Origin of the sequence: Hydrogenophaga sp., from assembly GCF_050182545.1 — a bacterium.
Classification (GTDB): domain Bacteria; phylum Pseudomonadota; class Gammaproteobacteria; order Burkholderiales; family Burkholderiaceae_C; genus Hydrogenophaga.
This window is the reverse complement of record NZ_JBFXCD010000010.1, coordinates 84,605-108,579: the sequence shown is the minus strand read 5'-3', so window position 1 is coordinate 108,579 and position 23,975 is coordinate 84,605. Positions and strand designations below refer to the sequence as shown.

Genomic DNA, 23,975 nt, shown 5'->3' with positions numbered 1-23,975 from the left:
CAGGAGCGCCGCATGATGTCCCGCATTCTCTCCAACGACCTGCCGCGCAGCCGCTGGCTCGCCGCCGTGCTGATCGTGCTGTTCCTCGGCCTGGCGTTCGCGCCCTTCCTGTTCCCCGGGGTGAAGGCACTCAACGTCGCGGCCAAGGTGCTGATCTTCGTGGCACTGGTGGCCAGCTTCGACCTGCTGCTGGGCTACACCGGCATCGTGAGCTTCGCGCACACCATGTTCTTCGGCATCGGCGCCTATGGCGTGGCGATCGCGCTCAATGCGGTGGACGAACCGTCCTGGTCGGCGATCGCGCTGGGCGTGGTCTGTGCGCTGGCCATCTCGCTCGTGCTCTCGCTGCTGATCGGTCTGTTCTCGCTGCGCGTCAAAGCCATCTTCTTCGCCATGATCACGCTGGCCGTGGCCTCGGCCTTCCTCACGCTGGCGTCGCAGCTGTCGGACTTCACTGGCGGCGAGGACGGCCTGAGCTTCTCCGTGCCCGAACTGCTCTCACCCGCCTTCAGCCTGCGCGATGAGCCGCTGGTCACACCGCTGGGCGACGTGGACCTGGACGGCCGCTTCATCACCTACTACCTGCTCTTCGTCGCGGTCACGGCGATCTTCCTGACCATCCTGCGCATCGTGAACTCGCCTTTCGGCCGGGTGCTGCAGGCGATCCGCGAGAACGACTTCCGCGCCGAGGCCCTGGGCTACCGCACGGTGGTGTACCGCACGCTCTCCAACGTGCTCTCGGCCGCGTTCGCCACGCTCGCGGGCTGCCTGCTCGCGCTCTGGCTGCGCTACCAGGGACCCGACACCTCGCTGTCGTTCGAGATCATGCTCGACATCCTGTTGATCGTCGTCATCGGCGGCATGGGCACGCTGTACGGCGCGCTCATCGGCAGCGTGATCTTCGTGCTCGCGCAGAGCTACCTGCAGGACCTGCTGCGCCTGGCGGGCGGTGCGGCCGAAGGCATTCCGCTGCTGCCCGCGCTGCTCACGCCCGACCGCTGGCTGCTCTGGCTGGGCCTGCTGTTCGTGCTCTCGGTCTACTACTTTCCCACCGGCATCGTGGGCAAGCTGCGGGAACGCGCGGTGCTTGCCCGCCTGAGGGGTCGCCCATGAATCCGACCACGCGGCCCGAACCCCGTTCGCGCTACCTCGCCTGCGAGGGCCGGGAAATCCACTTCATGGACTGGGAGCCCGAGACGCCTGCCGGGCCCGTGGTGGTGGCCTGGCACGGCCTGGCGCGCACCGGCCGCGACATGGACCCGCTGGCCGCGCACCTGTGCGCCCTGGGCTGGCGCGTGATCTGTCCCGACACCATCGGCCGCGGCCTGAGCCAGTGGAGCCCGGCGCCCGAGGCGGAGTACTGCCTGGACTTCTACAGCCGCATCGCCGCATCGCTCGTGGACCAGCTCGCGCTCAAGCGCTTCCACTGGGTCGGCACTTCCATGGGCGGCGCGATCGGCATGGCGTGCGCCGCCGGCCCGTTGCACGGGCGCATCGAGCGCCTGGTGCTCAACGACATCGGACCCAAGCTGGCCGACGCAGCCGTGCAACGCATCCGCAGCTACGCCGGCAGCCCGCCGGCCTTCGCCACCGTGGGCGAGCTGGAGCAGTACTTCCGCACCGTCTACAAGCCCTACGGCTATCTGAGCGACGCGCAGTGGCGCCTGTTCACCGAAAGCTCCACCCGCCGCCTGCCCGACGGCCGCGTGACGCCGCACTACGACCCGGCCATGGTGCAGCAGTTCATCCACCACCCGGCAGACTACGACCTCTGGCCGGCCTACGACCGCATCGACATCCCGGTGCTCTGCCTGCGCGGCGCGGACTCCGACCTGCTGCTGGCCGACACCGCAGAAGCCATGCGCGACCGCGGACCGCGCGCGCTGGTGGTGACCATCGCCGGTTGCGGACACGCGCCGGCGCTGAACGTGCCGGATCAACTGGAGCTCGTGCAGCGGTTTCTGGCGGGGCATTGAGCGGGCGTCCCTACACCCGCAAGATTTTTTCCATCTTCCTGCCCTTCGCCAGCTCATCCACCAGCTTGTCCAGGTAGCGGATCTTGCGCATCAGCGGGTCCTCCACCGCTTCCACGCGCACGCTGCAGACCACGCCCGTGATCAGCGCAGTGTTCGGGTTCATGGCCGGGGCCTGGGCGAAGAAGGTTTCAAGGTCGTGGCCTTGTTCGATCTGCCGCTCCAGACCGGCCTGGTCATAGCCGGTGAGCCAGCGGATGATTTCATCGACTTCTTCTTTCGTCCGGCCCTTGCGCTGCGCCTTCTGGACATACAGGGGATAGACCTTGGCGAAGGCCATCCTGAAGACGCGGTGGGTGGTCGTGGTGGTGTTCATGGTGGGGTATCACTCCTGCAGGCGGTGCCCGCGACCACATCATGCGTGATCCTTGCGCATCGGCACAATGGCCCATTCTGATAGGCGGAGTACCCCATGAAGAAGCACCATGTTGCAGTGCTGACGCAGCACGACGTCGGCACTTTTCGATCCATGCTCGCCATGTTTGGCGAGGCGTTTGAAGATGTGCCCACCTACACGCAAGCCCAGCCCGACGACGCCTGGCTGCAGCGTCTTCTGGCGGGCGATGCGTTCATCGCCGTGGCGGCGCTGGCCGGCGAGAAGGTGGTGGGCGGACTGGCGGCGTACGTGCTGCCCAAGTTCGAGCAGGCGCGTTCGGAGATCTACATCTACGACCTGGCGGTGGACGCCGCGCACCGGCGGCAGGGCATCGCCACCGCGCTGATCGAGGAACTCCAGCGCGTGGCGCGGGAGCGGGGCGCCTACGTGATCTTCGTCCAGGCCGATCACGGGGACGACCCGGCGATCGCGCTGTACAGCAAGCTGGGCGTGCGCGAGGACGTGCTGCATTTCGACCTGGATCCCGGCGTCGTGCCGCTACAGTCGGCGCCATGCAGACCAAATGGCTTGAAGACCTGATCGCCCTGTCCCACACCGGCAGCCTCACGCGCGCCGCGGAGCAGCGGCACGTGACCCACCCGGCGTTCGGGCGACGCATCAAGGCGCTCGAGGCCTGGGCCGGCGCGCCCCTGATCGAGCGGCGCGGGACTTCCGTGCGCTTGACGGCGCAAGGTGAGAAGCTGCTCGGGTACGCGCTGCAGATGGTCCCGGCCATGGCGCAGGCGAGGAGCGAGATCGCGGGGGCGGACGGCGAAGGGCGCGCGGCCACCGTGACCCTGACCACGGGCCGCACCCTGGCCCGCACGGTGGCGGCCGACTGGCTCGCCAGAATACGGCGCCAGCGCGCCGGCGTGCGGGTGGTGGTGCGCACCGGTTCGATGGCGGAAACCCTTCAGCGCTTCGAGCGCGGCGAGTCGGATTTCATGCTGACCTACCACCACCCGCAAATCGCCATGCGGCTGAGTTCGCACCAGTACCTGCAGCGCAGGGTGGCGAGCGACCGCCTGGTGCCGGTGGGCAAGGTCAATGCCCTCGGGCACGCATCGTTCAGCTTCGACGCCGCCCAGGCCGTCCCGTACCTGGCCTATGCCGACACCCTGGCCCTGGGGCGGCTGGTGCGCGATCATCTGAGCAACCACCCGAAAGCGCCGCGGCTCGCGGAGACGATCGAATGCGATTCGGCCGACGCCTTGCTGGAGTACGCGCTCAAGGGGCTGGGCGTGGCGTGGCTGCCGTGGTCGCTGGCCGCGGGCGCCTGCAAGGCGAAGCAGCTGGCGCCGGTGGGCAGCAAGGCCCTGGAGATCGGCTTCGAGATCCGCATGGTGCGGGCGAAGCGAAAACTCTCGCCTGCAGCGGAATCGTTCTGGCAGACGGTGGACCCGGGTTGAGCGGTAGGTTTCGGCACGTCCATGTGCCGAAACGGCACAACCGCGGTGTGCCTCCGAACCAAGAATCGGGGCTCCACAGGAGACACACCATGAAAAAACCACTTGCCCTGGCCATTGCGCCGTTTCTGCTGTTGTCCATGGGGCCGGGTTCCGCCGCGGCCCAGGAAGCGGCTTACCCGAACAAGCCCATTACGGTGCTGATTGGCTATCCGCCGGGCGGAAGCACCGACCTGACCGGCCGCGCGGTCGCCGATCAGCTGGCCAAGAAGCTGGGTGTTCCCGTCGTCGTGGAGAACGCCAGCGGCGCGGGCGGCGCCATTGCGGCCATGAAGGCCTCGCGCGCCGCGCCGGATGGATACACGCTGTTCGTCGGCGCCAACAACGAGATCGCGATCAACCGGCTGATCACGCCGGCCACCGTGAAGTACAGCTACAAGGACTTCACGCCCATCGGCCTGGTGGCCTCGCAGCCCATGGTGCTGGTCGCCTCCCCCAGCACGGGGGTGAAGGATGCCAGCCAGTTCCTGAGCGCGGTCAAGGCCAGCCCGGGCCGCTTCAGCTACGGCAGCAGCGGCATCGGCACGGCGCTGCATCTGGCCGGGGAAATGGTCAAGGAGCAGGGCGGCCTGTTCATGACGCACATCCCCTACCGGGGCGTCGGGCCGCTCACCACCGACTTGCTGGGTGGCCGGATGGACTATGGGGTGTTCGTGCTCTCCAGCGGTCTGCCGCTGATTCGCGCGGGCAAGGTGGTGGCCCTGGGTGTGACGGAGAAAAAACGCTCGCCCGCCGCGCCCGACATTCCGGCACTGGCCGAGTCGCCCAAGCTCAAGGACATGGACATCGGTGTGTGGTTCGCGCTGATGGCGCCACCCCAGCTGCCCGCGCCGGTGCAGGCCAGGCTGCGTGCCACGCTCAACGAGATCCTGCAGACGCCCGAGTTTCGCAAGACGCTGGAAGATGCGGGCTCCACCATTGCACCGCTGAATGTGGACATGCCGCGTTTTCTGGCCGATGAGACGGCCAAGTACCAGAAGGTGGTCGACTTCGCGAAGATCACGGAATGATGAACCCGCTGAAGTTCGAACTGGATCGCCCCGACATCGACCACTTGCGCGCGGGCAACACGGGCACTCAAGGCGTCTGGCATTTCGACTCAGGCCAGCCGGGCCTGCGGGTGATGATCACCTCGCTGATCCATGGCAACGAACTGTGCGGCGCCTGGGCGGTCAAGGGTTTGCTGGAAGCCGGTGCGCGGCCACTTCGAGGCAGCCTCACGCTGGCGTTCTGCAACCTGGCGGCCTTTGACCGTTTCGACCCAGACGCTTTCGATGCGGCACGCTTCGTGGACGAAGACATGAACCGCCAGTGGAGCATCGACCGGATCGGTGAAGGTGGCACCGTCGAGCGGCGCAGGGTCGCGGAACTGCTGCCTTTCGTTCAGCGTGCGCACTGGTTGCTGGACCTGCATTCCATGCACGAGCCGGGCGCACCGCTGATGCTCTCCGGGCCCCACGCCCGCAACCTGACGCTGGCGCGTCGGTTGGGCGCACCCAGGCACATCGTGGTGGACGAAGGGCACCGGGATGGCACGCGCATGCGCGATTTCGGCCACTTCGGGTTGCCGGATGCCCAGGCCGGTGAGGTGCGCTCCCTGCTGGTGGAATGCGGCTTTCACGGCGACCCTTCAAGCCGCGACGTGGCTCGGGACGTGTCCCTGCGATTCCTGCTTGAATCGAACACGCTGGACATGGCGGCGGCAACAGCCCTGCTGCCAGGCTGGCGGCAAGGCGACGACGCCGGGTCATGCGTGCTTCGGGTCAGCGGTGGTGTGACCGCGCGAAGCAGTGGCTTCCGCTTTTTCGACGACTACCGCGACCTGCAGGTCATCCCGCGTGCGGGCACCCCCATCGGCGAGAACGACGGGGAGATCGTCACCACGCCCTACGACGATTGCGTGCTCGTCATGCCGTCGCTGCGGCAGGCCCGCGCGGGCGTGACGGTGGTGCGGTTCGCCAGGGCCGACGCTGCGTAACTCGGTGGCGCCGGTCGTGATTACGACTTCGCACCCAGCGCCAGCGCGCGCTCCCGGCTGGCCTGCAGTTCCATGGGGTCGTCCGCCCGTTGCGTGGGCCAGCCTTGCAGGTGCCGTTCGGCAATGTCGGTCAGTGCGCGGATCCACTCGGGTGCGTCGTTGAGGCAGGGGATGTACTGGAACTGCTGGCCGCCCGCGTGCAGGAAGGCTTCGCGCGCTTCCATGTTGATCTCCTCCAGCGTTTCCAGGCAGTCGCTGGTGAAGCCGGGGCAGACGACGTCCACGTTCTTCAGGCCTTTCCCGGCCATGGCGACCAGCGTGGGCTCGGTGTACGGCTCCAGCCACTTCGCCTTGCCAAAGCGCGACTGGAAGGTGAGGGTGTAGCGGTCCTTGGCGAGGCCCAGTTCCCGGGCCAGCAGGCGCGCGGTCTTGTGGCATTCGCAGTGGTAGGGGTCGCCCAGGTGCAGCGTGCGCTCGGGCACGCCATGAAAGCTCATCACCAGGTGCTCGCCCTGGCCGTATGCCATCCAGTGCGCGCGGATGCGCCGGGCCAGCGCCTGGATGTAGCCGGGGTCGTCGTGGTAGCGGTTCACGAAACGGAACTCGGGCAGGTGGCGCACGGGTCGCGACCAGGCGGTCACCGCGTCCATCACGCTTGCGGTGGTCGTGCCGCTGTACTGCGGGTAGGCCGGCAGCACCAGGACGCGCGTGGTGCCCTCGGCCTTGAGTTCGTCGAGCACCGACGCGATGGACGGGTTGCCGTAGCGCATGGCATAGCGCACCGTGACCTGGTGGCCGCGTTCACCGAGGTAGCCGCGCAGCAGTGTGGCCTGCCGCTCGGTCCATACCTTGAGAGGCGAGCCCTCGGGCAGCCAGACGCTGGCGTACTTGGCGGCCGACTTCGCCGGCCGGGTGCGCAGGATGATGCCGTGCAGGATGGGCAGCCAGGCCAGCCGGGGGATCTCGACCACGCGCGGGTCGCTCAGGAACTCCGCCAGGTAGCGCCGCAGGGCAGGGGCGGTGGGCTCGTCGGGGGTACCGAGGTTGCAGAGCACGATGGCCGTGCGCGGCGCCTGGCCATGGGGAATGTGCGGTTCCTGGCGAAATTTCATGCGCTATTCTCCCGCAGACATGAATACCCCCGACCCTGTGCGCCACGGCACCGCACCCGAACCGATGGCGCTGCTGGATGCGAGCCGCATTCGCGCCATCACCATCGACCTGGACGACACCCTCTGGCCGATCTGGCCCACCATCGAGCGTGCTGAGGCCGCGCTGTCGGCGTGGCTGGCCGAGCACGCGCCGGCCACGGCGCGGCGCTGGGGCAACCCGGCCGCGCTGCGCGAGGTGCGCAACCAGATGCACCACACAAGGCCCGATCTCGCGCACGACCTGAGCGGCCTGCGCCGGGAGTCGATCCGTCTGGTGCTGACGCAGTCGGGCGACGATCCGGCGCTGGCCGAGCCAGCGTTCGAGATCTTCTTTGCCGAGCGCCAGCGCGTGGAGCTGTTCGAGGACGCACTGCCCGCGCTCGAATGGCTGGCGGCCCGCTACCCGGTGGTGGCGTTGTCCAACGGCAACGCCGATGTGCACCGCGTCGGCCTGGGCCGGCACTTCCAGGCCGCCTTGAGCGCGCGCGAGTTCGGCGTGGGCAAGCCCGATGCGCGCATCTTCCACGCGGCGGCCCAGGCAGCGGGCGCGGGTGCTGCAGAGGTGCTGCACATCGGCGACGACGCGCAGCTCGACGTGGTGGGCGCACTCGGCGCGGGCATGCAGGTGGCCTGGCTCAACCGCGCGGGCCACACCTGGGACCATGCGCCGCTGCAACCGCACGCCACCGTGAGCGATCTCCTGGCCCTGTGCCGCCAGATCGGCTGATGCTTTTTTTCCTTCCGCTTCCATGAGTCTCACCATCTACGGCATTGCCGCTTCACGCGCGGTGCGCCCGCTCTGGGCCGCCACCGAACTCGGCCTGGATTTCCATCACGTCAGGCTGCATTTCCAGGGTGGCGGCACGCGCACGCCCGAATTCCTCGCGATCAACCCCAACGGCCATGTGCCAGCCGTGGTGGATGCGCGGCCCGACGGCGATGTGGTGCTGTGGGAAAGCATGGCCTGTGCGCTGTACATCGCGCGCCACCACGGTCGGGCGGACGGGCAAAGCATCACCCCCGCCACGCCACGGGAAGACGCTGAAGCCCTGCGCTGGAGCTTCTGGGCGGTCAACGAAGCCGAGGCCGACGCGCTCACCGTGCTGATGCACCGCATGGTGATGCCCGAGGCGCGGCGCAAACCCGAACTGGCCGACGCGGCCGAGCGCCGCCTGGCCGTGCCCCTTCGTGTGATCGAGCGTCATCTGCGCGATCAGCAGGCGCGTGGGCAGGCCTTTCTGGCCGCCGAACGTTTCACCGTGGCCGATGTCTGCGCTGCCAGCGTGCTCAACTGGGCGCGCCCTTCACGCGTCCTCATGGAGGCCCACCCCCTCACGCACGCGTGGATCCTGCGCTGCGTGGAACGGCCGGCGCACCAGGCCGTCAAGGCCACGGGCACCGATTGAGTCCTATGTGACAATTCGTATCGTTATATGAAAAGTCGCAGTATTTGCGTGCGAATAAGATAAAAAAGTATATTTGCGGGCTTAGTTCAACCCAACGGCTGTTGGTTGAGCGGCCGGTCAATTGGTTTGCAGCGGCGTTCGTCTATCTCTCCAGTTCGTTGGGTGTGTTCCTCACATCCGTTGGCGCAGCGCGCCGGTGGACCCATCCACCCGAACCCGGAGCAGACATGCAAACATCCCCCCACCTCACCCTGACCGCCCTGGTCGCCGTGACCCTTCTGGCCGCCTGCGGCCAGAAGGAAGAAGCCACCACCGAAGCACCCTCTGCGGCACCGGCCGTGGGCGCAGCCCCTGCCGAATGCGGCAAGGTCACCGTCGCTGCCATGAACTGGCAGTCGGCCGAAGTGCTGGCCCACGTCGACAACATCATCCTGTCCAAGGGCTACGGCTGTGAGGTCGAAATCGTGCCCGGCGACACCATGCCCACGCTCACCTCCATGATGGAAAAGGGCCAGCCCGACGTGGCACCCGAAGCCTGGGTCAATGCCGTGCGCCAGCCGCTGGACGCGGCGGTGAAGGAAGGCCGCCTGCACTACGCCGCCGAGGCGCTGAAGGACGGTGGCATCGAGGGCTGGTGGATTCCGAAGTACGTGGCCGATGCGCACCCCGACATCAAGACCATCGACGACGCGCTCAAGCACCCCGAGCTGTTCCCCTCAGCGGAGGACAAGTCCAAGGGCGCCATCCACAACTGCCCATCGGGCTGGAACTGCCAGATCACCACGGCCAACGCCTTCAAGGCCTGGGACGCCAAGGCCAAGGGTTTCGTGCTGCTGGACACCGGCTCCGCCGCCGGCCTGGACGGTTCGATCGCCAAGGCCTACGAGCGCAAGGAAGCATGGCTGGGTTACTACTGGGCGCCCACGTCCATCCTGGGCAAGTACGACATGGTCAAGCTCGACGCCGGCGTGCCGCACAACAAGGAAGCCTGGGAAGCCTGCAACTCGATCACCGAGTGCGACAAGCCGGTCAAGAGCGACTGGGCCCGGGCCGACGTGTACACCGTCATCACCGACCGCTTCCAGAAAGCGGGCGGCCCGGCGGTGGACTACCTGAACAAGCGCGCCTGGGGCAACGACACCGTCAACGCCCTGCTGGCGTGGATGAGCGAAGGCCAGGCCACGGGCCAGGATGGCGCGCGCCACTTCCTCAAGACGCAACCCGAAATCTGGACCGAGTGGGTCTCGCCAGAGGTCGCTGAAAAGGTCAAGGCTTCGCTTGACGCGGCATGAGCTGGCTCGATGCCTTCCCGGCCCTGGGCGCTGAGCAGCTCAGTGCCCTGCGCCGGGGTGTCGACGGCGCGTTTCGCGCATTCACGCGCGAACACGGCGACACGCTGGAGAGGCTGTTCGAGCCACTGCGGGACTTCCTGCTGCTCTCCGAGCGTCTGCTGACCCAGACGCCCTGGCCGATCGTGATCGGTGGCATCGCGCTGGTGGCCTGGCTGGCCTCGCGCTCCTGGAAGATCGTGGCCGGCTCGGTGCTCACGCTGCTGCTGATCGGCTACTTCGGCATGTGGGACGACACCATGAAGACGATCTCCATGATCTTCGTCTGCACGGTGGTCGCGCTGCTGCTGGGGCTGCCCATCGGCATCGCGATGAGCCGGTCCGACCGCATGCAACGGCTGGTCAATCCGGTGCTGGACGTGATGCAGACCATGCCCAGCTTCGTCTACCTGATTCCGGTGGTGATGCTGCTGGGCATCGGCCGCGTGCCGGGCGTCATCGCGGTGGTGATCTACGCGATCCCGCCGGTGATCCGCTTCACCAACCTGGGCATCCGCCTGGTGGACAAGGACCTGCTGGAGGCCGCCGACGCCTTTGGCTCGTCGATCTGGCAGAAGATGCGCCAGGTGCAGCTGCCGCTGGCGCTGCCCACCATCATGGCCGGCGTCAACCAGACGATCATGCTGTCGCTGGCCATGGTTGTCATTGCGTCCATGATCGGCGTGCAGGGCCTGGGGCAACCCGTGCTGCGCGCCATCACCAACCAGTACTTCACCATGGGCCTGCTCAACGGGCTGGCCATCGTGGGCATCGCCATCATCTTCGACCGCGTGTCGCAGGCCTATGGCAAGCGGCTGCAGAAACACCTGGAGGTGGTCCATGGCTGAAGCCGCACTGACCGATGTCCAGATGGCGCGCACCGCTTCCGAGGCGGCGGTTACTGCGACCGCCGCACCCAGGGTGGATGCCACGGTGGGCATTTCCATCCGCCGGCTCTACAAGATCTTCGGCCCCACGCCGGGCAAGTTCCTCGAACCGGTGCGGCAAGGCATGAGCAAGCAGGAATTGCGCGACGTGCACGGCCACGTGCTGGGCCTGAGCAACATCAGCATCGACATGCCGGCCGGCGGCATCCAGGTCGTCATGGGCCTGTCGGGCTCGGGCAAGAGCACGCTGATCCGCCACATCAACCGCCTGATCGACCCGACGGCGGGTGAGGTGCTGGTTCCGGTGAACGGGCGCGAGCTCGATGTGGCGAAGATGGGGCCGCGCGAGCTTCTGCGGTTCCGGCGCGAGCAAACCGCCATGGTGTTCCAGAAGTTCGCGCTGTTCCCGCACCTCACCGTGCTGGAGAATACCGAGTACGGCCTGCAGGTGCAGGGCGTGCCCGGCAAGAAGCGGCGCGAGGCTGCCGCGCGCTGGATCGATCGCGTCGGGCTCAAGGGCTACGAGGACAGCTACCCCAACCAGCTCTCGGGCGGCATGCAGCAGCGCGTGGGGCTGGCGCGCGCATTGACCAACGACGCGCCCATCCTGCTCATGGATGAAGCTTTCTCCGCGCTCGATCCGCTGATCCGCGCCGACATGCAGTCGGTGCTGCTGGACATCCAGCAGGAAATCGGCAAGACCATCGTGTTCATCACGCACGATCTGGATGAAGCGTTGCGTCTGGGCGACCGCATCGCCATCCTGCGCGATGGCGAGGTGGTGCAACGGGGCACCGGTCAGCAGATCGTCCTCAAGCCGGCCGATGAATACATCGAGAGCTTCGTGCGCGACGTCAACCGGGGCCGCGTGATCCGCTGCCGCACGCTCATGCAGGGTGGCGCCGCGCCGGTGCAGGGACCTGCTGTGGACCCAAGCCTGGTGATCGAGGAGGCCGCACGCCTGCTCAGCGCCGAGGGCTGCGAGATCGCCAACGTGGTCAACGGCAAAGGGCGCCATCTCGGCACCCTGGCCATGGCCGACGTCATCGGCGCCATGGTGCCGCCCCGGCCCGAAGCGCAGGGCGCCCCGGCCACGGGCAGCTGAGGGTTCACCAACCCCAGAGCAGGCGCCGGGCGATCCAGCCGCCGGCGCCCTGTTCGCGCTCCACGCGCACCCAGCCAGCGCGCTTCTCGCGCGTGCGCAGCAGCTCACCGTATTCCACCTTGCCGACGATGCGATTCTTCGTGCCGGGACCGCTGCGGACGTTGGCGGTCCGGACCTTGACGATGTGGTGGGGTGTGCTGCCCGTGAGCCGGCGCGCGACCCAGCCCGTATCTCCTTCGAAGTCGCGCACCTTGATCCAGCCGCCCTTGCGTTGGGTGACCTGCAGGGGATAGCCCCGCTTGAGTTCCCACAGCACGGTGGTGTTGGTGCCCGGGCCCTCGCGCATGTTGAGCGTGCTGCCCTTGACGCTGACCATGTTTTGCGCGTGAACCACGCTGGCGGTGAGTGCCAGCGCGCACAGGCTGGCGGCTGCCATGAAGTGGCGTACGGGGGTGGTGCAGTTCATCTGCAGGAGCTCCTTTCCTCTGGTTTCAAAAAATCCCAGCCAGTGGGAACGTGCGGGTTGGCAGAGGTTCCGTTGAATTGTGCGCGGCAACCTCGTGCATCCGGAAGGCATGCGCGTCAGGGAGGGCGTGTGGCGCTCGCGGCCGCGGCGCATCCGCTGCGCACCGCCCCCTCCAGTGTGGCAGGGTAGGGTCCCTGCACATAGTCTCCGGCCGCCCACAGGCCCGGCGCCATGGCCGAGGCCGGGCGCTCCAGGCCCGGCGTGCAGGCGAAGGTGGCCCGTTTCTCGACCACGGTCTGCACCGGTCGCAGTGCGTTCAGACCGAGCTGGCGCGCGGCCTGCCGCAGCACGCGCGCCTGCAACCCGTCGCGCTCGCCCTGGCTGGCGCTCGCCACGAAGGCCAGCACGCCTTGCGCATGGGCATCTTGCGGCTGCAGTTGGCCACGATCAAAGACGAACTGGGCCGGCGCCGCCCGCTCGTCGGGCTCGGCGCGCAGCGCCAGCATGGGCAAGCTCAGGCGGACACCGGGCGCGTGCGCGTACACCGTGGTGAGTGCGGTGAAGGAGAGGCCTCGCGCCGTCCGTGCCCAGGCCCGCAGGGTGGTGGCCGTGGTCGCTTCGCATCCTTCGGCCGCCTGTTCGGCGAGTTTTTCCGCGGGGCTCGCGGCGGTGGCGCAGATGACAGCGTCAAAGGCTTCTTCGCCGCCTTCGTGCCCCAGCAACCAGCCCGCGGGCTGCGGTCGCAGCGAACCCACGCGCGTGCCGCTGCGCAGGCGGTACTGCCCGGCGTGGCTCGCGTTCAGCCACTGCGCCGCCGCATCCGGGAACAGGCTGGAGAGGTCCACGCGGGGCAGCAGCAGGCAGGATGCGCTGAAACCCGCGCTGCCCGGACCGAACAGCGCGTCGCGCAGCACCCGCAGGAACACCGTCGCGCTCGCGTCCGCCGGGGGTGTGTTCAGCGCCGACACGCACAGCGGGTCGATGAGCTCGTCGCGCACGCGCGGCGGCAGGCCGGCGCACAGATCGGCCACGGTGAGTCCGGGTGCGCAGGCGAAGCCCGCGCGTTGCCAGCGCAGCGAAGCCCTCAGCAGCGCCAGCCTGTCGTGCCAGCGCCAGCCGCGTGCGGTGGCCATGGCGGCCAGTGCGTCCAGTGGCGCTGGCCAGCGCGCGGCCCAGCCGGGGGTGCGCAGGCCGGAGCCGTCGGGGTAGGGCAGGGCCAGCGGCAGGGGCAGCAAGGCCCTTGAAAGATCGACGCCCACGCGTTGCATCAGCGCCAGTGTCTCGGTGTAGGCGCCGATCAGGATGTGCTGGCCGTTGTCCAGCGTGAGCGACGGGCCATCGTCGCGTGCCACGGGCAGAGCGCGGGCGCGCCCACCCAGTGTGCGTGCCGATTCGAACACCGTCACGTCCGCGCCGTGCGCAACCGCTTCCACCGCGGCGGCCATGCCGGCCCAGCCCGCACCGATCACGGCCAGCTTCACGGTCAGAGCCTGCCCAGCGCCTGCACGCGCCACGCCAGCCAGAACTTGCGCAGCGGCGTCAGGCTCACCCGGCGCGTCAGCACCAGCATCGGGTCGGCGGCGATCTCCTGCAGCAGGGTGCGGTAGATGCTCGCCATCATCAGGCCGGGCTTCTGCGCGCGGCGGTCGGCCTCGGGCAACAGGGCGAGCGCATCGGCGTAGGTCTGCAGCGCGCGCGTGCACTGGAACTGCATGAGCGCGGTGAAGCGGCGCTGGAAGTCGGCCGCGTCGGTGCCGGGCGCCGCGCCGCGCTGGATCATTTCGTGCGCCTTCACATTGAAGCTCTGCAACTCGTTGACCGGCAGGTAGATGCGGCCGCGCGTGGCGTCCTCGCCGATGTCGCGCACGATGTTGGTGAGCTGGAAGGCCAGGCCCAGGCGATGCGCGTACTCGGTGGTCGCCAGCTGCGTCTGGCCGAAGATGCGCGCGGCCACCTCGCCCACGACGCCGGCCACCAGGTGGCAGTAGCGCTGCAGGTTGGCGAAGTCCAGGTAGCGGTTCTGCTCCAGGTCCATCTGGCAGCCGTCGATCACGGCCATCAGGTGGCGGGCCTCGATCTCGTAGGTGCGGGCCAGGGGCATCAGCGCGCGCATCACGGGGTGTGTGGGCTCGCCGGCAAAGGCCTTGGCGACCTCGCCGCGCCACCACGCCAGCTTGGTTTGCGCCACGCCAGGGTCGCTCACTTCGTCGACCACGTCGTCGACCTCGCGACAGAACGCGTAAAACGCGGTGATGGCGGCCCGGCGTTCGGCCGGCAGGAACAGGAAGGCGTAGTAGAAGCTGCTGCCCGAGGCGGCGGCTTTTTGCTGGACGTAGTCTTGGGGGCTCATGCGTGGGGCGGTTTGGGGGTCAAGTGTACGCACCGCGCCAGGCGCGGTGTACGATGCTCCGGCCGTTGCGTCGCCCCACGAGGTTCCCCATGAACGATCTGAATCGTCGCGTTTTCTTGCTGTCGCCGGTGGCTGCGGGCAGTGCACTGCTGCTGGGCGCTGACGCTGCCCGTGCCCAGGTGGTCATGGTGAGCGAGAAGGACGCCACCGCCGCCGCGCTGGGCTACACCACGGATTCCGCCAGGGTGAATCCCAAGCGCTTTCCCAACCACAGCAGCGCGCAGAAGTGCGGCAATTGCGAGCTGTATGCCGGGCGGCCCGGCGATGGCACGGGCGAATGCCGCATCTTCACCGGCAAGCGGGTCTCCGCCATCGGCTGGTGCAGCGCCTACGTGCTCAAGGGTTGAGCGCGTCGAGGGCACGCGCCCTGTGCCTCAGTGCGCGTGGACGTCTTGCGCACCGAGTTCGCCACGCGCCTGGCGCAGCACCTGCCAGCCGCCATGCAGGGCCAGCGTGGCCATGAGGCTGGCGACCAGCAGGTCGGGCCAGGCGCTGCCGGTGCCGAAGACGCCGAGCGCGGCCAGCATCACCGCCACGTTGCCGATGGCGTCGTTGCGAGAACACAGCCACACGCTGCGCATGTTGGCGTCGCCTTCGCGGAACGCGTAGAGCATCCAGGCCACCGCCACGTTGGAGACCAGTGCCAGCACACCGATGGCGCCCATGGTCGCGGCGTCGGGCACGTCGCCGCGCCACACCGCCCACGCCGCGCTGCCCAGGATGTACAGGCCAAAGCCCATCATGCTGAGCGCCTTGAGCACGGCCGCGCGGGCGCGCCAGGCCAGGGCCGAGGCCAGCACCGCGAGCGAGACCGCGTAGTTCAGCGCGTCGCCGGCGAAATCGATCGCGTCGGCCAGCAGCGAGAGCGATCCGGCCTGCCAGCCGGCCACGATCTCGATCAGGAACATGAGGGCGTTGACCACCAGCGCGATCCAGAGGATGCGGCGGTAACGCGGCAGGTTGACGATTTCGGTGGGTTTCGGTGTGTCGTGATCACAGCAATGCGAGGACATGGTTTTTCCTTTCGATGCCGCCATTGAAAACCCTGAAGCCGCTACAGTGTCAAGACATCGCGGCCACGTGACCGCAACCGCAGCAAGGACATGCCATGCAGATCAAGGAACTGGCCCGCGCCACCGGCGTGGACGTGGAAACCATCCGCTTCTACGAAAAGGAAGGCCTGCTGCCCGAGCCCGCGCGGCTGGACAACGGTTACCGCAATTACGCGCAGCCCCACCTGGAGCGCCTGTCCTTCATCCGCCACTGCCGCGCGCTGGACATGCCGCTGTCGGACGTCAAGCGCCTGCTCGGCTTCGTGGACGACCCGAGCGGCCACGGCCTGAACGTGGACCAGCTGGTGGACGAGCAGCTCAGCCGCGTGCGCGCGCGCCTCAAGAGCATGCGCGCGCTGGAGAAACAATTGCTGCAACTTCGTTCGCGCTGCGACGGCGCTCACCACCCCGAAGGCTCCTGCGGCATCCTCGACGAACTGGTCTCGGCCGCGCACGGCGAGGCCTGCGCCTGCCATCCAGGCCCCTGACAGCCCACGGCCGGCCCGCCAGCTGGCGGTGCGGGAGCGGCGTTTGCCTGTGCCGGTGTGGTGGTCACCGCACCCGCGCAGCCTGACATCTCGTCACATCCTGAAAGAAGGACAGCGTGTTGTCTGACACGGCGCGCGCGCGGCTCCCCACCTAATCCGGACATGGCCCGGTCCCGCTGGCGGGACGGGCCTGCATCAGACCGTCTGCAGAAAGGGACCCGCCATGACCACTGCCATCTCACTCTTCGAAAGAAGCCACCTGCTGACCGCATTGCCTGACGGTGAGCGGGGTCTGCTGGAGCCCGATCTCGAATGGGACGAGTTGCACGCGGGCGCCGTACTGCACCAGGCAGGTGCCGAACTGCGCCACGTGTACTTTCCGGCCACGGCCACGGTCTCCCTCGTGTCCTCGCTGGAGGATGGTGCCTCCGCCGAAGTGGCTGTCGTCGGCAACGAGGGCATGGTGGGCGTGTGTGCCTTCATGGGTGAGACCACGGCCCAGTGCGACGCCGTCGTGCAGCGCCCGGGGCATGCCGCCCGCATGGGCGTCCAGGCGCTGCAGCGCCACACGCACCGCTCGCCGGCGCTCATGCAACAGCTGCTCTCGTACACGCAGGCCCTGATCACGCACATGGCGCAGTCTTCGGCCTGCAACCGCCACCACGCGCTGGACCAGCAACTCTGCCGCTGGCTCCTGCAGCACCTGGACCGGCAGGACGACACCGACATGCTCGCCACGCAGGAACGCATTGCCAGCCTGCTCGGCGTGCGCCGCGAGGGCGTCACCAGCGGCGCACTCAAGCTGCAGAGGGCCGGGTTGATCGAGTACCACCGGGGACATATCTCCATCCTGGACCGCCACGGCCTGGAGGCGCGCAGCTGTGAGTGCTATGGGGTCGTGCGACGCGCCTACGACAAGCTGTCCTGTGGCCACCCGGCCGCGCCGCGCGAACGGCACAGTACCTGACTGAGCGCGGGCCCCCTCGCTGCTGGGGCCTACGCCATCACACCGAAGACCTGGCGCAGGCTCTTGCGCTCGGGCAGGACGTACACCACGGCCGACATCCTGGAAAACACCGGCTGGATGTGCGCCTCGTAGAACGCCGCGGGCACGTTGATGCAGCCGTAGGAGATGCGGTTGTCCGCCGTGGTTGCCGATGCGAGCCGCTCGGCGCGCCGTTCAGCGGGCTGCAGGTGGGGCCGCACGCGGTGCATCGAGACCGCGGCCTCGTAGTCGACCCACACCACGTCCTCGCCCGTGAGCGTGTGACCGAAACGGCCGACGAAGCGACCCGCCGGCGTGGTGCGCTCATGCGCCAGCACCTGCGCCACCGGGCGCTCGCCAATGCCGGGCACCGAGTCGTCGCCCGGTGCCGAGCCGAGCAGCACGGGGGTGGTGTGCTGCAGGCGGGCACCGGCATCGAACACATGGAGCCGGGCGGCCTGCTTGTCCACGAGGAAGAAGGGCATGCCCGCGTTGTCGCCGGTGCGCGCGATCCAGTGCACGAGTTCGCGCGAACTGGCGCTGGCATCCACCGCCCCGAAATCCGGCACGGGTGTCGGGCGCTGTGCCGCGACGGCCGAGGCCAGGCCTCGATCCGCCGACGGAGGCGCGAGCGAGCCCGGCGGCATCAGCAGGGTCAGCACGGCCGCGCCGATGAGCACACCGTGGCGGATGTCCTGGGCGGTGGAAGGGCTGATGCGCATGGTCCTGCGCGCACGGTCAGTTGCGGTCGGCCTGCGCGTCCGGTGTCATCGGGCTGCGCTGCACGGTCTCCTGGCTGGGCGAGGTCTGCGTGTCGGCAGGCGGCGTCATCGGTTGCGCCTGCACGGGTTGCTCCATCGGAGCAGGGGTGGCAGGGCTGGTCTGCTGGGTCGTCTGCGCGTACACGAGGCCAGCACCGACAACGGTCAGTGCGGCCACGGAGGTGGTGAGAAGTTTGCTCGTTTTCATGGTCGGGTCCTTTGGGTAGCTGCGCGGGGCAGTGGTTGATGGCAGCCGGGGAATCGGCTGGATTCCAGACTAAGCCTGCCCGTGTGGAAGTTCTGTTCGACAACGCACAGACCGCGCTGCGCCCCGTCACCGATCCTTTGGCCAGGCTGTCACAACCACTCAGGAGCACACATCGCCATGGCGGATACCGCACACATCGTCGGCAAGGTCGAATACCGTGAGGGCGACGGTCAGAGCCTCATCATTCGCCCCGGCCCCGTGCAGGTGCTGAAAGGCGAACACGACGTCACGCTGAGCTGGACGCACGACGGCGTGCGCGGCTCGACGGCGATACCGCTGGCCAATTTCCAGCGCTATGTGAGCGAGGGCAAGATCCGGCTCGCCGAATGATCATCCGCCCCGCCGACGGGAGCGGGATCCGGCCGCACCGTTCAGGCAGTCTGCGACTGCAGGAACACGCGCGCCTTCTTCGGCGACACCACCAGGGTGTCGCCTTCCTGGAACCCCAGTTCCCTGAAGCGCTCGGCCGACATGCGCGCTTCGATCAGTGGGTCGTGCCCGCCGGGTGCTTGCGCGTCCACTGGCAGCAGTTCAAGTCGCGCAATCGGCCCCACCACCACAGAGCGGTCCAGCTTCGCCACGATGCCCGGCAGACCTGAGGCGTAGCGCTGCACTTCGAGGTCGTGCGGGCGCACATAGGCGAAGGCCTTGGCGTCCTGCGCGCTGGCATGTTCGGGCGAGTCGATGGACACGCCATCGAGATGCAGCAGGCCTTCGTGCGCTCGGCCGTGGAACAGGTTCACGTCACCCAGGAAGCCATAGACGAATGGACTCGCCGGGTGTTCCCACACCTCTTGTGGTGCGCCGGTCTGCTCGATCTGGCCCTGGTTCATCAACACCACGCGGTCGGCCACCTCGAGTGCTTCTTCCTGGTCGTGCGTGACGAAGACGCTGGTGACGTGCAACTCGTCGTGCAGGCGGCGCAGCCAGCGGCGCAGCTCCTTGCGCACCTTCGCGTCCAGCGCGCCGAAGGGCTCGTCGAGCAGCAGTACCTTGGGCTCCACGGCAAGTGCTCGCGCCAAGGCGATGCGCTGGCGCTGGCCACCGGAGAGTTGCGAGGGGTAGCGGTCGGCCAGCCAGTCGAGTTGCACCAGCCTGAGCAGGTCGAGCACCTTGGTCTCGATCTGAGCGTCGCTCGGGCGTTCGCCACGCGGCTTCACGCGCAGGCCGAAGGCCACGTTCTCAAACACGGTCATGTGGCGGAACAGCGCGTAGTGCTGGAACACGAAGCCCACGTTGCGTTCGCGCACATGCACGTCGGTGGTGTCCTCTCCGCTGAACAGGATGTTGCCGGTGTCGGGCGTCTCCAGCCCGGCAATGATGCGCAGCAGCGTGGTCTTGCCGCAGCCCGAGGGGCCGAGCAAGGCCAGCAACTCGCCGGAGTGGATGTCGAGATTGACGTTCTTGAGCGTCTGGAAGGTGCCGAACTGCTTGTTGATGTGGCGGATTTCAATGCTCATGGTGTCTGTCCCAGCAAGGGGTTGGAGACGGGCGTGGGCCGCTCGGGTGGGAACTCGGCCAGCGCCTTCATCTCACGCTCCATCTTCCATTCGGCGACCGACTTGATCACCAGTGTGACGAGCGCCAGCAGCGCCAGCAGGGAGGCCACGGAGAAGGCCGCGACCGACTGGTATTCGTTGTAGAGAATTTCCACGTGCAGTGGCATGGTGTTGGTCTGTCCACGGATGTGGCCCGAGACCACCGAGACCGCGCCGAACTCGCCCATGGCCCGCGCGTTGCAGAGGATCACGCCGTAGATCAGGCCCCACTTGATGTTGGGCAGGGTGACGTGCCAGAAGGTTTGCCAGCCGCTGGCACCCAGCACTTGCGCAGCCTGCTCTTCGTCGCTGCCCTGTGCCTGCATCAGCGGAATGAGTTCGCGCGCGATGAACGGGAAGGTAACGAAGATCGTGGCCAGGATGATGCCGGGCACGGCGAAGATGATTTTGATGTCGTGCTCCGCCAGCCATGGGCCGAGCCAGCCCTGCGCGCCGAACACCAGCACGTAGATCAGGCCCGCGACCACCGGCGACACCGAGAACGGCAGGTCGATCAGCGTGGTCAGGAAGGACTTGCCGCGGAACTCGTACTTGGCGACGGCCCAGGCTGCGGCCACACCGAACACCAGGTTCATTGGCACGGCCACCAGTGCGGTGATGAAGGTCAGGCGGATGGCGGACCAGGCGTCCGGGTCCTTCAGCGCTTCCCAGTAGGCGTCCCAGCCCTTGCGCAGGGCCTCGGTGAACACCGCGGCCAGCGGCAACACGAGGAACAGGAACATGAAGACCAGTGCCACGCCGATCAGCATGCGCCGCACCCAGGGGGTTTCGGTGCGGACCGTGCTCATGCCATGGCCCCGCCAGAGCGTTTTCTCTGCCACGTCTGAAGCCCGTTGATGAGCAGCAGCAATACGAACGAGATGGCGAGCATGACGGTCGCGACCGCTGTGGCACCCGCGTAGTCGTACTGCTCGAGCTTGCTGATGATGATCAGCGGCGTGATCTCGGACACCATGGGCATGTTGCCGGCGATGAAGATGACCGAACCGTATTCACCGACCGCGCGCGCGAAAGCCATGGCAAACCCCGTGAGCAAGGCAGGCGCGATGCTGGGGAAGATCACGCGGCTGAACGTCTGCCAGCGCGTTGCGCCCAGGCAGGTCGCGGCTTCCTCGAGTTCCTTCTCGGTGTCTTCCAGCACCGGCTGCACCGTGCGCACCACGAAGGGCAGGCCGATGAAGATGAGTGCGATCACCACGCCGTTGGGGTTGAAGGCGAGCTGGATGCTCAGCGGCTCCAGGTACTGGCCGATCCAGCCGTTGCCGGCCAGCAGCGCGGTCAGCGAGATGCCGGCCACGGCGGTGGGCAGGGCGAAGGGCAGGTCCACCAGCGCGTCGATGATCTTCTTGCCCGGGAAGCGGTAGCGCACCAGCACCCAGGCCACCAGCAGACCGAACACCGCGTTGACGCAGGCGGCGATGAACGAAGCGCCAAAGGTAAGCCGGTACGAGGCCAGCACGCGCGGCGCGGTGACGGCGTCCCAGAACTGCGGCCAGGTCAGCGTGAAGGTCTTGAAGATCAGCGCGGACAGCGGGATCAGCACGATCAGGCTCAGGTAGAAAACCGTGAAGCCCAGCGTGATGTTGAAACCCGGCAGCACGCGTTGGCGTGACCTGGCCGGCGCGTGGAAGGGCGTTGATGCAATGGTGAGCGTCGCTGTCATGGCGCGGTGACGGGGCCGTCAATGGCCGCGAGGGAGTTCAGCAGCTTCAAACCCAGCGGCCAGTCGCCATGACCCGACGCCGTGTTGATGTGACCCGCGCCGGGCAGTCTGACCAGTTCGCTGCCCCAGGCACGGGCGTAGGCCCCGGCCAGACGCAAGGGGCAGAAGGGGTCGTTGTCACTGGCCACTAGGATGCTGGGATAGGGCAGGCGGTGATACGGCACCGGCGCGAAATCGGCCAGGGGTCCGCGGCGCTCCGGATCGGCCGGTGCGACCAGCAGTGCGGCCAGAACGCATGCGCTTGATTCGGGCGGCAGATGCGCGGCGGCGATGCAGCCCAGGCTGTGGGCCACTAGCACGATGGGTCCTTGCTGTGCACGCAGCGTGTCGGCAATGCGTGTCACCCACGCCTCACGCTGCGGCCAGAGCCAGTCGTCCTGCTCCACCCGCACCGCACGTGGCAACTGTTGCGCCCAGAGGGTCTGCCAGTGACCGGCGCCGGAGTTGCGCCAGCCCGGCACGATGACGGGCGTCATCATTTGCGGGTGTAGATCTGGTCGAAGCTGCCACCATCGGCGAAGTGCACCTTGGCCGCTTGCTCCCAGCCACCGAACGCGTCTTCGATCTTGAAGAGGTTGAGCCTGGGCAACTGCTTGGCGTATTTGGCCTGGGCCTTGGCCGAGGTCGGGCGATAGAAGTGCTTGCCGATGATGTCCTGCGCCTCTTCGGTGTAGAGGAATTCCAGGTAGGCCTGCGCCACGGCGCGCGTGCCCTTCTTGTCCACGTTCTTGTCCACGATGGCCACAGCAGGCTCGGCCAGGATGGACAGCGAGGGATAGACGAAGTCGACCTTGTTGCCGAACTCCTTCTCCAGCAGGTAGGCCTCGTTCTCCCAGCTGATGAACACGTCACCCTGGTTGCGCTGCGCGAAGGTCACGGACGAGCCGCGGGCGCCGGTGTCGAGCACGGGCACGTTGGCGTAGAGCTTGCCCACGAACTCCTTGGCCTTGTCGTCGCTGCCGTACTTGCGCCTGGCGAATTCCCACGCGGCCAGGTAGTTCCAGCGCGCGCCGCCCGAGGTCTTGGGGTTGGGCGTGATGACCTTGACGTCCGGGCGGATGAGGTCGTCCCAGTCCTTGATGTTTTTCGGGTTGCCCGCGCGCGTCACCAGCACGATGGTGGAGGTGTAGGGCGAGCTGTTGAGTGGCAGGCGCTTCTGCCAGTCCTTGGGAATGAGATCTGCCTTGGTGCGCAGGGCGTCGGTGTCGCCTGCCAGTGCGAGCGTGGCCACATCGGCATCCAGGCCATCGATGATCGAGCGGGTCTGCTTGCCCGAACCCCCATGGCTTTGCTTGATGGTCACGTCCTGGCCGGTTTTGGCCTTCCAGTGCTTGATGAAGGCGGCGTTGTACTCGACATAGAGCTCGCGCGTCGGGTCGTACGACACGTTGAGCAGGGTCACGGGGGCGGGCTGGGCCACGGCCGAGAAGGCGCTGGCGGTCAGGGCGGCGACGACAAGTGTCTGGATGATCTGGCGGCGGTGGGTCATGGCTCGTTCCTCAGGAATCCGTTGTTGATGGGGTGAGTCGGATGATCCCGACAACGGAACAGATATGGAACGAATGAATTTTTGGTTGTTTATTACCTAAACATCTGAGAGCCGGCGTGATGGTTTCAACCGCGCTGCGCCATGCCGCGAAAGGCCAGGCGGATGCGATCGATCAGTGCCTGTTCCAGCGCCGAGCTCGGGAAGTCGGGATTGCGCACCCGATATACAAGACTTTTTGGCGAGCGTCTGATCGGTCGGAACGAGAGCTGGTCGTGGTGCCAGCCCCGGGCGGTGAGGTTGTCCACCACGGCGACACCCGCACCCGCCGCGGCCAGTGCGCAGGCCACCTGGCCTGAGCGGACCTCGATGCGCCGCGTTCCCTGGCCGAGGGTGTGCGGGTAGTGTTCGGCCACCAGCCGCCCCTGTGGGGTGTCGGGGCTGAAGGCGATCAGCTTTTCCTTCACGATTTCGCTGATCGGCAGCGAAGCCTCTCGTTCAAAGCGGTGTCCCCGCTGGAACACGCAGCTCAGCGACCAGGAGCCCAGCACCTCCGACACCAGCGGCGGGTGGTCGATCGGCAGGTTGCTGATGCCGACGTCGGCCTCGCCGTTCGACAGCAGGCGCACCATGTCGCGCACGAGTTGCGATTCCAGGTAGATCAGCGAGTCCGGGTAGTCGGCCGTGAGGGACGCGACGGCGGCCGGCACGATCTCCAGCAGCGTGCTGGGGCTGGCCAGCACGCGCAGCGGTACACCGCTTCCGGCCTTGATGGCCTTTGCGCGTTCATCGATGCGTTGCACGCCCCGGTACACCTGCTCCACCTCGGCGTAGAGCGCGTGGGCCTCTGGTGTGGGTCTGAGTCGGCCCTTGCCGCGCTCGAACAGGCGCACGCCGAGCTGCACTTCGATGTGGCCGATCATGCGGCTGATGCCAGGCTGCGAGACATGCAGCAGACGGGCCGCGTCGGCGGTGGAGCCGGTCAGCATGGTCGCGCGGAAGACTTCGATCTGGCGCAGGTTCATGGCATGAGGTCGATGAATATCA

Annotated in this window: 29 protein-coding genes; 15 read left to right on the top strand and 14 right to left on the bottom strand. The window is 67.5% G+C overall.

What is annotated here, in order from left to right; genetic code table 11:
* The first annotated feature begins 12 nt into the window (after positions 1–12).
* The gene (locus tag AB7P10_RS12675) at positions 13–1,113 is read left to right on the top strand and encodes a branched-chain amino acid ABC transporter permease (protein ID WP_428294215.1); all 1,101 of its coding nucleotides are present in this window, start codon (positions 13–15) and stop codon (positions 1,111–1,113) included.
* A complete protein-coding gene (locus AB7P10_RS12670; protein WP_428294214.1) occupies positions 1,110–1,976 on the top strand; it encodes an alpha/beta fold hydrolase in 867 nt (288 codons plus the stop codon). Before AB7P10_RS12675 ends, AB7P10_RS12670 begins: the two co-directional genes overlap by 4 nt.
* 10 nt (positions 1,977–1,986) lie before the next feature.
* Here the strand turns inward: AB7P10_RS12670 and AB7P10_RS12665 are convergent, their stop codons facing one another.
* Positions 1,987–2,349, bottom strand: a complete 363-nt coding sequence (locus tag AB7P10_RS12665) for a DUF2200 domain-containing protein (RefSeq protein WP_428294213.1) — start codon at positions 2,347–2,349, stop codon at positions 1,987–1,989.
* 96 nt (positions 2,350–2,445) lie between these two features.
* Here AB7P10_RS12665 and AB7P10_RS12660 point away from each other — a divergent pair, with 96 nt between their 5' ends.
* The 4 genes from AB7P10_RS12660 (at position 2,446) to AB7P10_RS12645 (ending at position 5,853) form a co-directional block, all read left to right on the top strand.
* Positions 2,446–2,949, top strand: a complete 504-nt coding sequence (locus tag AB7P10_RS12660; protein ID WP_428294212.1) for an AAC(3)-I family aminoglycoside N-acetyltransferase — start codon at positions 2,446–2,448, stop codon at positions 2,947–2,949.
* Entirely contained in the window at positions 2,922–3,818 is an 897-nt protein-coding gene (locus AB7P10_RS12655; RefSeq protein ID WP_428294211.1) for a LysR family transcriptional regulator, read from the top strand. The genes AB7P10_RS12660 and AB7P10_RS12655 overlap by 28 nt, the downstream gene beginning before the upstream one ends.
* A gap of 89 nt (positions 3,819–3,907) precedes the next feature.
* Entirely contained in the window at positions 3,908–4,885 is a 978-nt protein-coding gene (locus tag AB7P10_RS12650; RefSeq protein WP_428294210.1) for a Bug family tripartite tricarboxylate transporter substrate binding protein, read from the top strand.
* Positions 4,885–5,853, top strand: a complete 969-nt coding sequence (locus tag AB7P10_RS12645; protein ID WP_428294253.1) for a succinylglutamate desuccinylase — start codon at positions 4,885–4,887, stop codon at positions 5,851–5,853. The genes AB7P10_RS12650 and AB7P10_RS12645 overlap by 1 nt, the downstream gene beginning before the upstream one ends.
* 20 nt (positions 5,854–5,873) lie before the next feature.
* Here AB7P10_RS12645 and hemH read toward each other — a convergent pair whose 3' ends face one another.
* A complete protein-coding gene (hemH, locus tag AB7P10_RS12640) occupies positions 5,874–6,965 on the bottom strand; it encodes a ferrochelatase (RefSeq protein ID WP_428294209.1) in 1,092 nt (363 codons plus the stop codon).
* A 19-nt stretch (positions 6,966–6,984) separates the two neighbouring features.
* Between hemH and AB7P10_RS12635 the strand changes: the two genes are divergently transcribed.
* The 5 genes from AB7P10_RS12635 (at position 6,985) to AB7P10_RS12615 (ending at position 11,730) form a co-directional block, all read left to right on the top strand.
* Positions 6,985–7,731, top strand: coding sequence for an HAD family hydrolase (locus AB7P10_RS12635; protein WP_428294208.1), 747 nt, complete (start codon positions 6,985–6,987; stop codon positions 7,729–7,731).
* Positions 7,732–7,753: 22 nt separating this feature from the next.
* Positions 7,754–8,410 carry a glutathione S-transferase family protein gene (locus AB7P10_RS12630; RefSeq protein WP_428294207.1) on the top strand — a complete coding sequence of 219 codons (657 nt, stop codon included), beginning with the start codon at positions 7,754–7,756 and terminating at the stop codon, positions 8,408–8,410.
* 227 nt (positions 8,411–8,637) lie between these two features.
* Positions 8,638–9,702: an ABC transporter substrate-binding protein gene (locus AB7P10_RS12625; protein WP_428294206.1), complete on the top strand. Its 1,065-nt coding sequence runs from the start codon at positions 8,638–8,640 to the stop codon at positions 9,700–9,702.
* Positions 9,699–10,586: an ABC transporter permease gene (locus AB7P10_RS12620; RefSeq protein ID WP_428294205.1), complete on the top strand. Its 888-nt coding sequence runs from the start codon at positions 9,699–9,701 to the stop codon at positions 10,584–10,586. Before AB7P10_RS12625 ends, AB7P10_RS12620 begins: the two co-directional genes overlap by 4 nt.
* Positions 10,579–11,730, top strand: a complete 1,152-nt coding sequence (locus AB7P10_RS12615) for a quaternary amine ABC transporter ATP-binding protein (RefSeq protein ID WP_428294204.1) — start codon at positions 10,579–10,581, stop codon at positions 11,728–11,730. The genes AB7P10_RS12620 and AB7P10_RS12615 overlap by 8 nt, the downstream gene beginning before the upstream one ends.
* Before the next feature lie 4 nt (positions 11,731–11,734).
* On the opposite strand, the gene AB7P10_RS12610 is transcribed toward AB7P10_RS12615, so the two are convergent.
* From AB7P10_RS12610 to hpnD, 3 genes are all read right to left on the bottom strand, one after another.
* A complete protein-coding gene (locus tag AB7P10_RS12610) occupies positions 11,735–12,196 on the bottom strand; it encodes an SH3 domain-containing protein (protein ID WP_428294203.1) in 462 nt (153 codons plus the stop codon).
* A gap of 116 nt (positions 12,197–12,312) precedes the next feature.
* Positions 12,313–13,677: a hydroxysqualene dehydroxylase HpnE gene (hpnE, locus tag AB7P10_RS12605; protein WP_428294202.1), complete on the bottom strand. Its 1,365-nt coding sequence runs from the start codon at positions 13,675–13,677 to the stop codon at positions 12,313–12,315.
* 2 nt (positions 13,678–13,679) lie between these two features.
* Positions 13,680–14,546, bottom strand: coding sequence for a presqualene diphosphate synthase HpnD (hpnD, locus tag AB7P10_RS12600; protein ID WP_428294201.1), 867 nt, complete (start codon positions 14,544–14,546; stop codon positions 13,680–13,682).
* An 89-nt stretch (positions 14,547–14,635) separates the two neighbouring features.
* Here hpnD and AB7P10_RS12595 point away from each other — a divergent pair, with 89 nt between their 5' ends.
* On the top strand, positions 14,636–14,953 hold the full coding sequence (locus AB7P10_RS12595; RefSeq protein ID WP_428294200.1) for a high-potential iron-sulfur protein: 318 nt from the start codon (positions 14,636–14,638) through the stop codon (positions 14,951–14,953).
* Between the two features lie 27 nt (positions 14,954–14,980).
* Here AB7P10_RS12595 and AB7P10_RS12590 read toward each other — a convergent pair whose 3' ends face one another.
* Entirely contained in the window at positions 14,981–15,619 is a 639-nt protein-coding gene (locus tag AB7P10_RS12590) for a cation transporter (RefSeq protein WP_428294199.1), read from the bottom strand.
* A gap of 95 nt (positions 15,620–15,714) precedes the next feature.
* Here AB7P10_RS12590 and AB7P10_RS12585 point away from each other — a divergent pair, with 95 nt between their 5' ends.
* Together AB7P10_RS12585 and AB7P10_RS12580 are read left to right on the top strand one after the other, a co-directional pair.
* The gene (locus tag AB7P10_RS12585; RefSeq protein ID WP_428294198.1) at positions 15,715–16,146 is read left to right on the top strand and encodes a Cd(II)/Pb(II)-responsive transcriptional regulator; all 432 of its coding nucleotides are present in this window, start codon (positions 15,715–15,717) and stop codon (positions 16,144–16,146) included.
* Positions 16,147–16,369: 223 nt separating this feature from the next.
* Positions 16,370–17,113 (top strand): Crp/Fnr family transcriptional regulator, encoded by a 744-nt coding sequence (locus AB7P10_RS12580; protein WP_428294197.1) that lies wholly within the window; start codon positions 16,370–16,372, stop codon positions 17,111–17,113.
* A gap of 29 nt (positions 17,114–17,142) precedes the next feature.
* Here AB7P10_RS12580 and AB7P10_RS12575 read toward each other — a convergent pair whose 3' ends face one another.
* Together AB7P10_RS12575 and AB7P10_RS12570 are read right to left on the bottom strand one after the other, a co-directional pair.
* Entirely contained in the window at positions 17,143–17,853 is a 711-nt protein-coding gene (locus AB7P10_RS12575; protein ID WP_428294196.1) for a hypothetical protein, read from the bottom strand.
* A gap of 16 nt (positions 17,854–17,869) precedes the next feature.
* Complete coding sequence (locus AB7P10_RS12570) at positions 17,870–18,100, bottom strand: hypothetical protein (RefSeq protein WP_428294195.1); 231 nt, start codon at positions 18,098–18,100, stop codon at positions 17,870–17,872.
* A 177-nt stretch (positions 18,101–18,277) separates the two neighbouring features.
* Here AB7P10_RS12570 and AB7P10_RS12565 point away from each other — a divergent pair, with 177 nt between their 5' ends.
* Positions 18,278–18,490 (top strand): hypothetical protein, encoded by a 213-nt coding sequence (locus tag AB7P10_RS12565; RefSeq protein ID WP_428294194.1) that lies wholly within the window; start codon positions 18,278–18,280, stop codon positions 18,488–18,490.
* Between the two features lie 41 nt (positions 18,491–18,531).
* Here the strand turns inward: AB7P10_RS12565 and AB7P10_RS12560 are convergent, their stop codons facing one another.
* The 6 genes from AB7P10_RS12560 to AB7P10_RS12535 form a co-directional block, all read right to left on the bottom strand.
* A complete protein-coding gene (locus AB7P10_RS12560; RefSeq protein ID WP_428294193.1) occupies positions 18,532–19,620 on the bottom strand; it encodes a sulfate/molybdate ABC transporter ATP-binding protein in 1,089 nt (362 codons plus the stop codon).
* Complete coding sequence (cysW, locus tag AB7P10_RS12555) at positions 19,617–20,507, bottom strand: sulfate ABC transporter permease subunit CysW (RefSeq protein ID WP_428294192.1); 891 nt, start codon at positions 20,505–20,507, stop codon at positions 19,617–19,619. The genes AB7P10_RS12560 and cysW overlap by 4 nt, the downstream gene beginning before the upstream one ends.
* On the bottom strand, positions 20,504–21,382 hold the full coding sequence (gene cysT / locus AB7P10_RS12550) for a sulfate ABC transporter permease subunit CysT (RefSeq protein ID WP_428294191.1): 879 nt from the start codon (positions 21,380–21,382) through the stop codon (positions 20,504–20,506). Before cysT ends, cysW begins: the two co-directional genes overlap by 4 nt.
* Positions 21,379–21,918 (bottom strand): RBBP9/YdeN family alpha/beta hydrolase, encoded by a 540-nt coding sequence (locus tag AB7P10_RS12545; protein WP_428294252.1) that lies wholly within the window; start codon positions 21,916–21,918, stop codon positions 21,379–21,381. Before AB7P10_RS12545 ends, cysT begins: the two co-directional genes overlap by 4 nt.
* Positions 21,918–22,931 carry a sulfate ABC transporter substrate-binding protein gene (locus tag AB7P10_RS12540; protein ID WP_428294190.1) on the bottom strand — a complete coding sequence of 338 codons (1,014 nt, stop codon included), beginning with the start codon at positions 22,929–22,931 and terminating at the stop codon, positions 21,918–21,920. The genes AB7P10_RS12545 and AB7P10_RS12540 overlap by 1 nt, the downstream gene beginning before the upstream one ends.
* Positions 22,932–23,056: 125 nt before the next feature.
* The gene (locus AB7P10_RS12535) at positions 23,057–23,953 is read right to left on the bottom strand and encodes a LysR family transcriptional regulator (RefSeq protein WP_428294189.1); all 897 of its coding nucleotides are present in this window, start codon (positions 23,951–23,953) and stop codon (positions 23,057–23,059) included.
* Positions 23,954–23,975 lie beyond the last annotated feature (22 nt).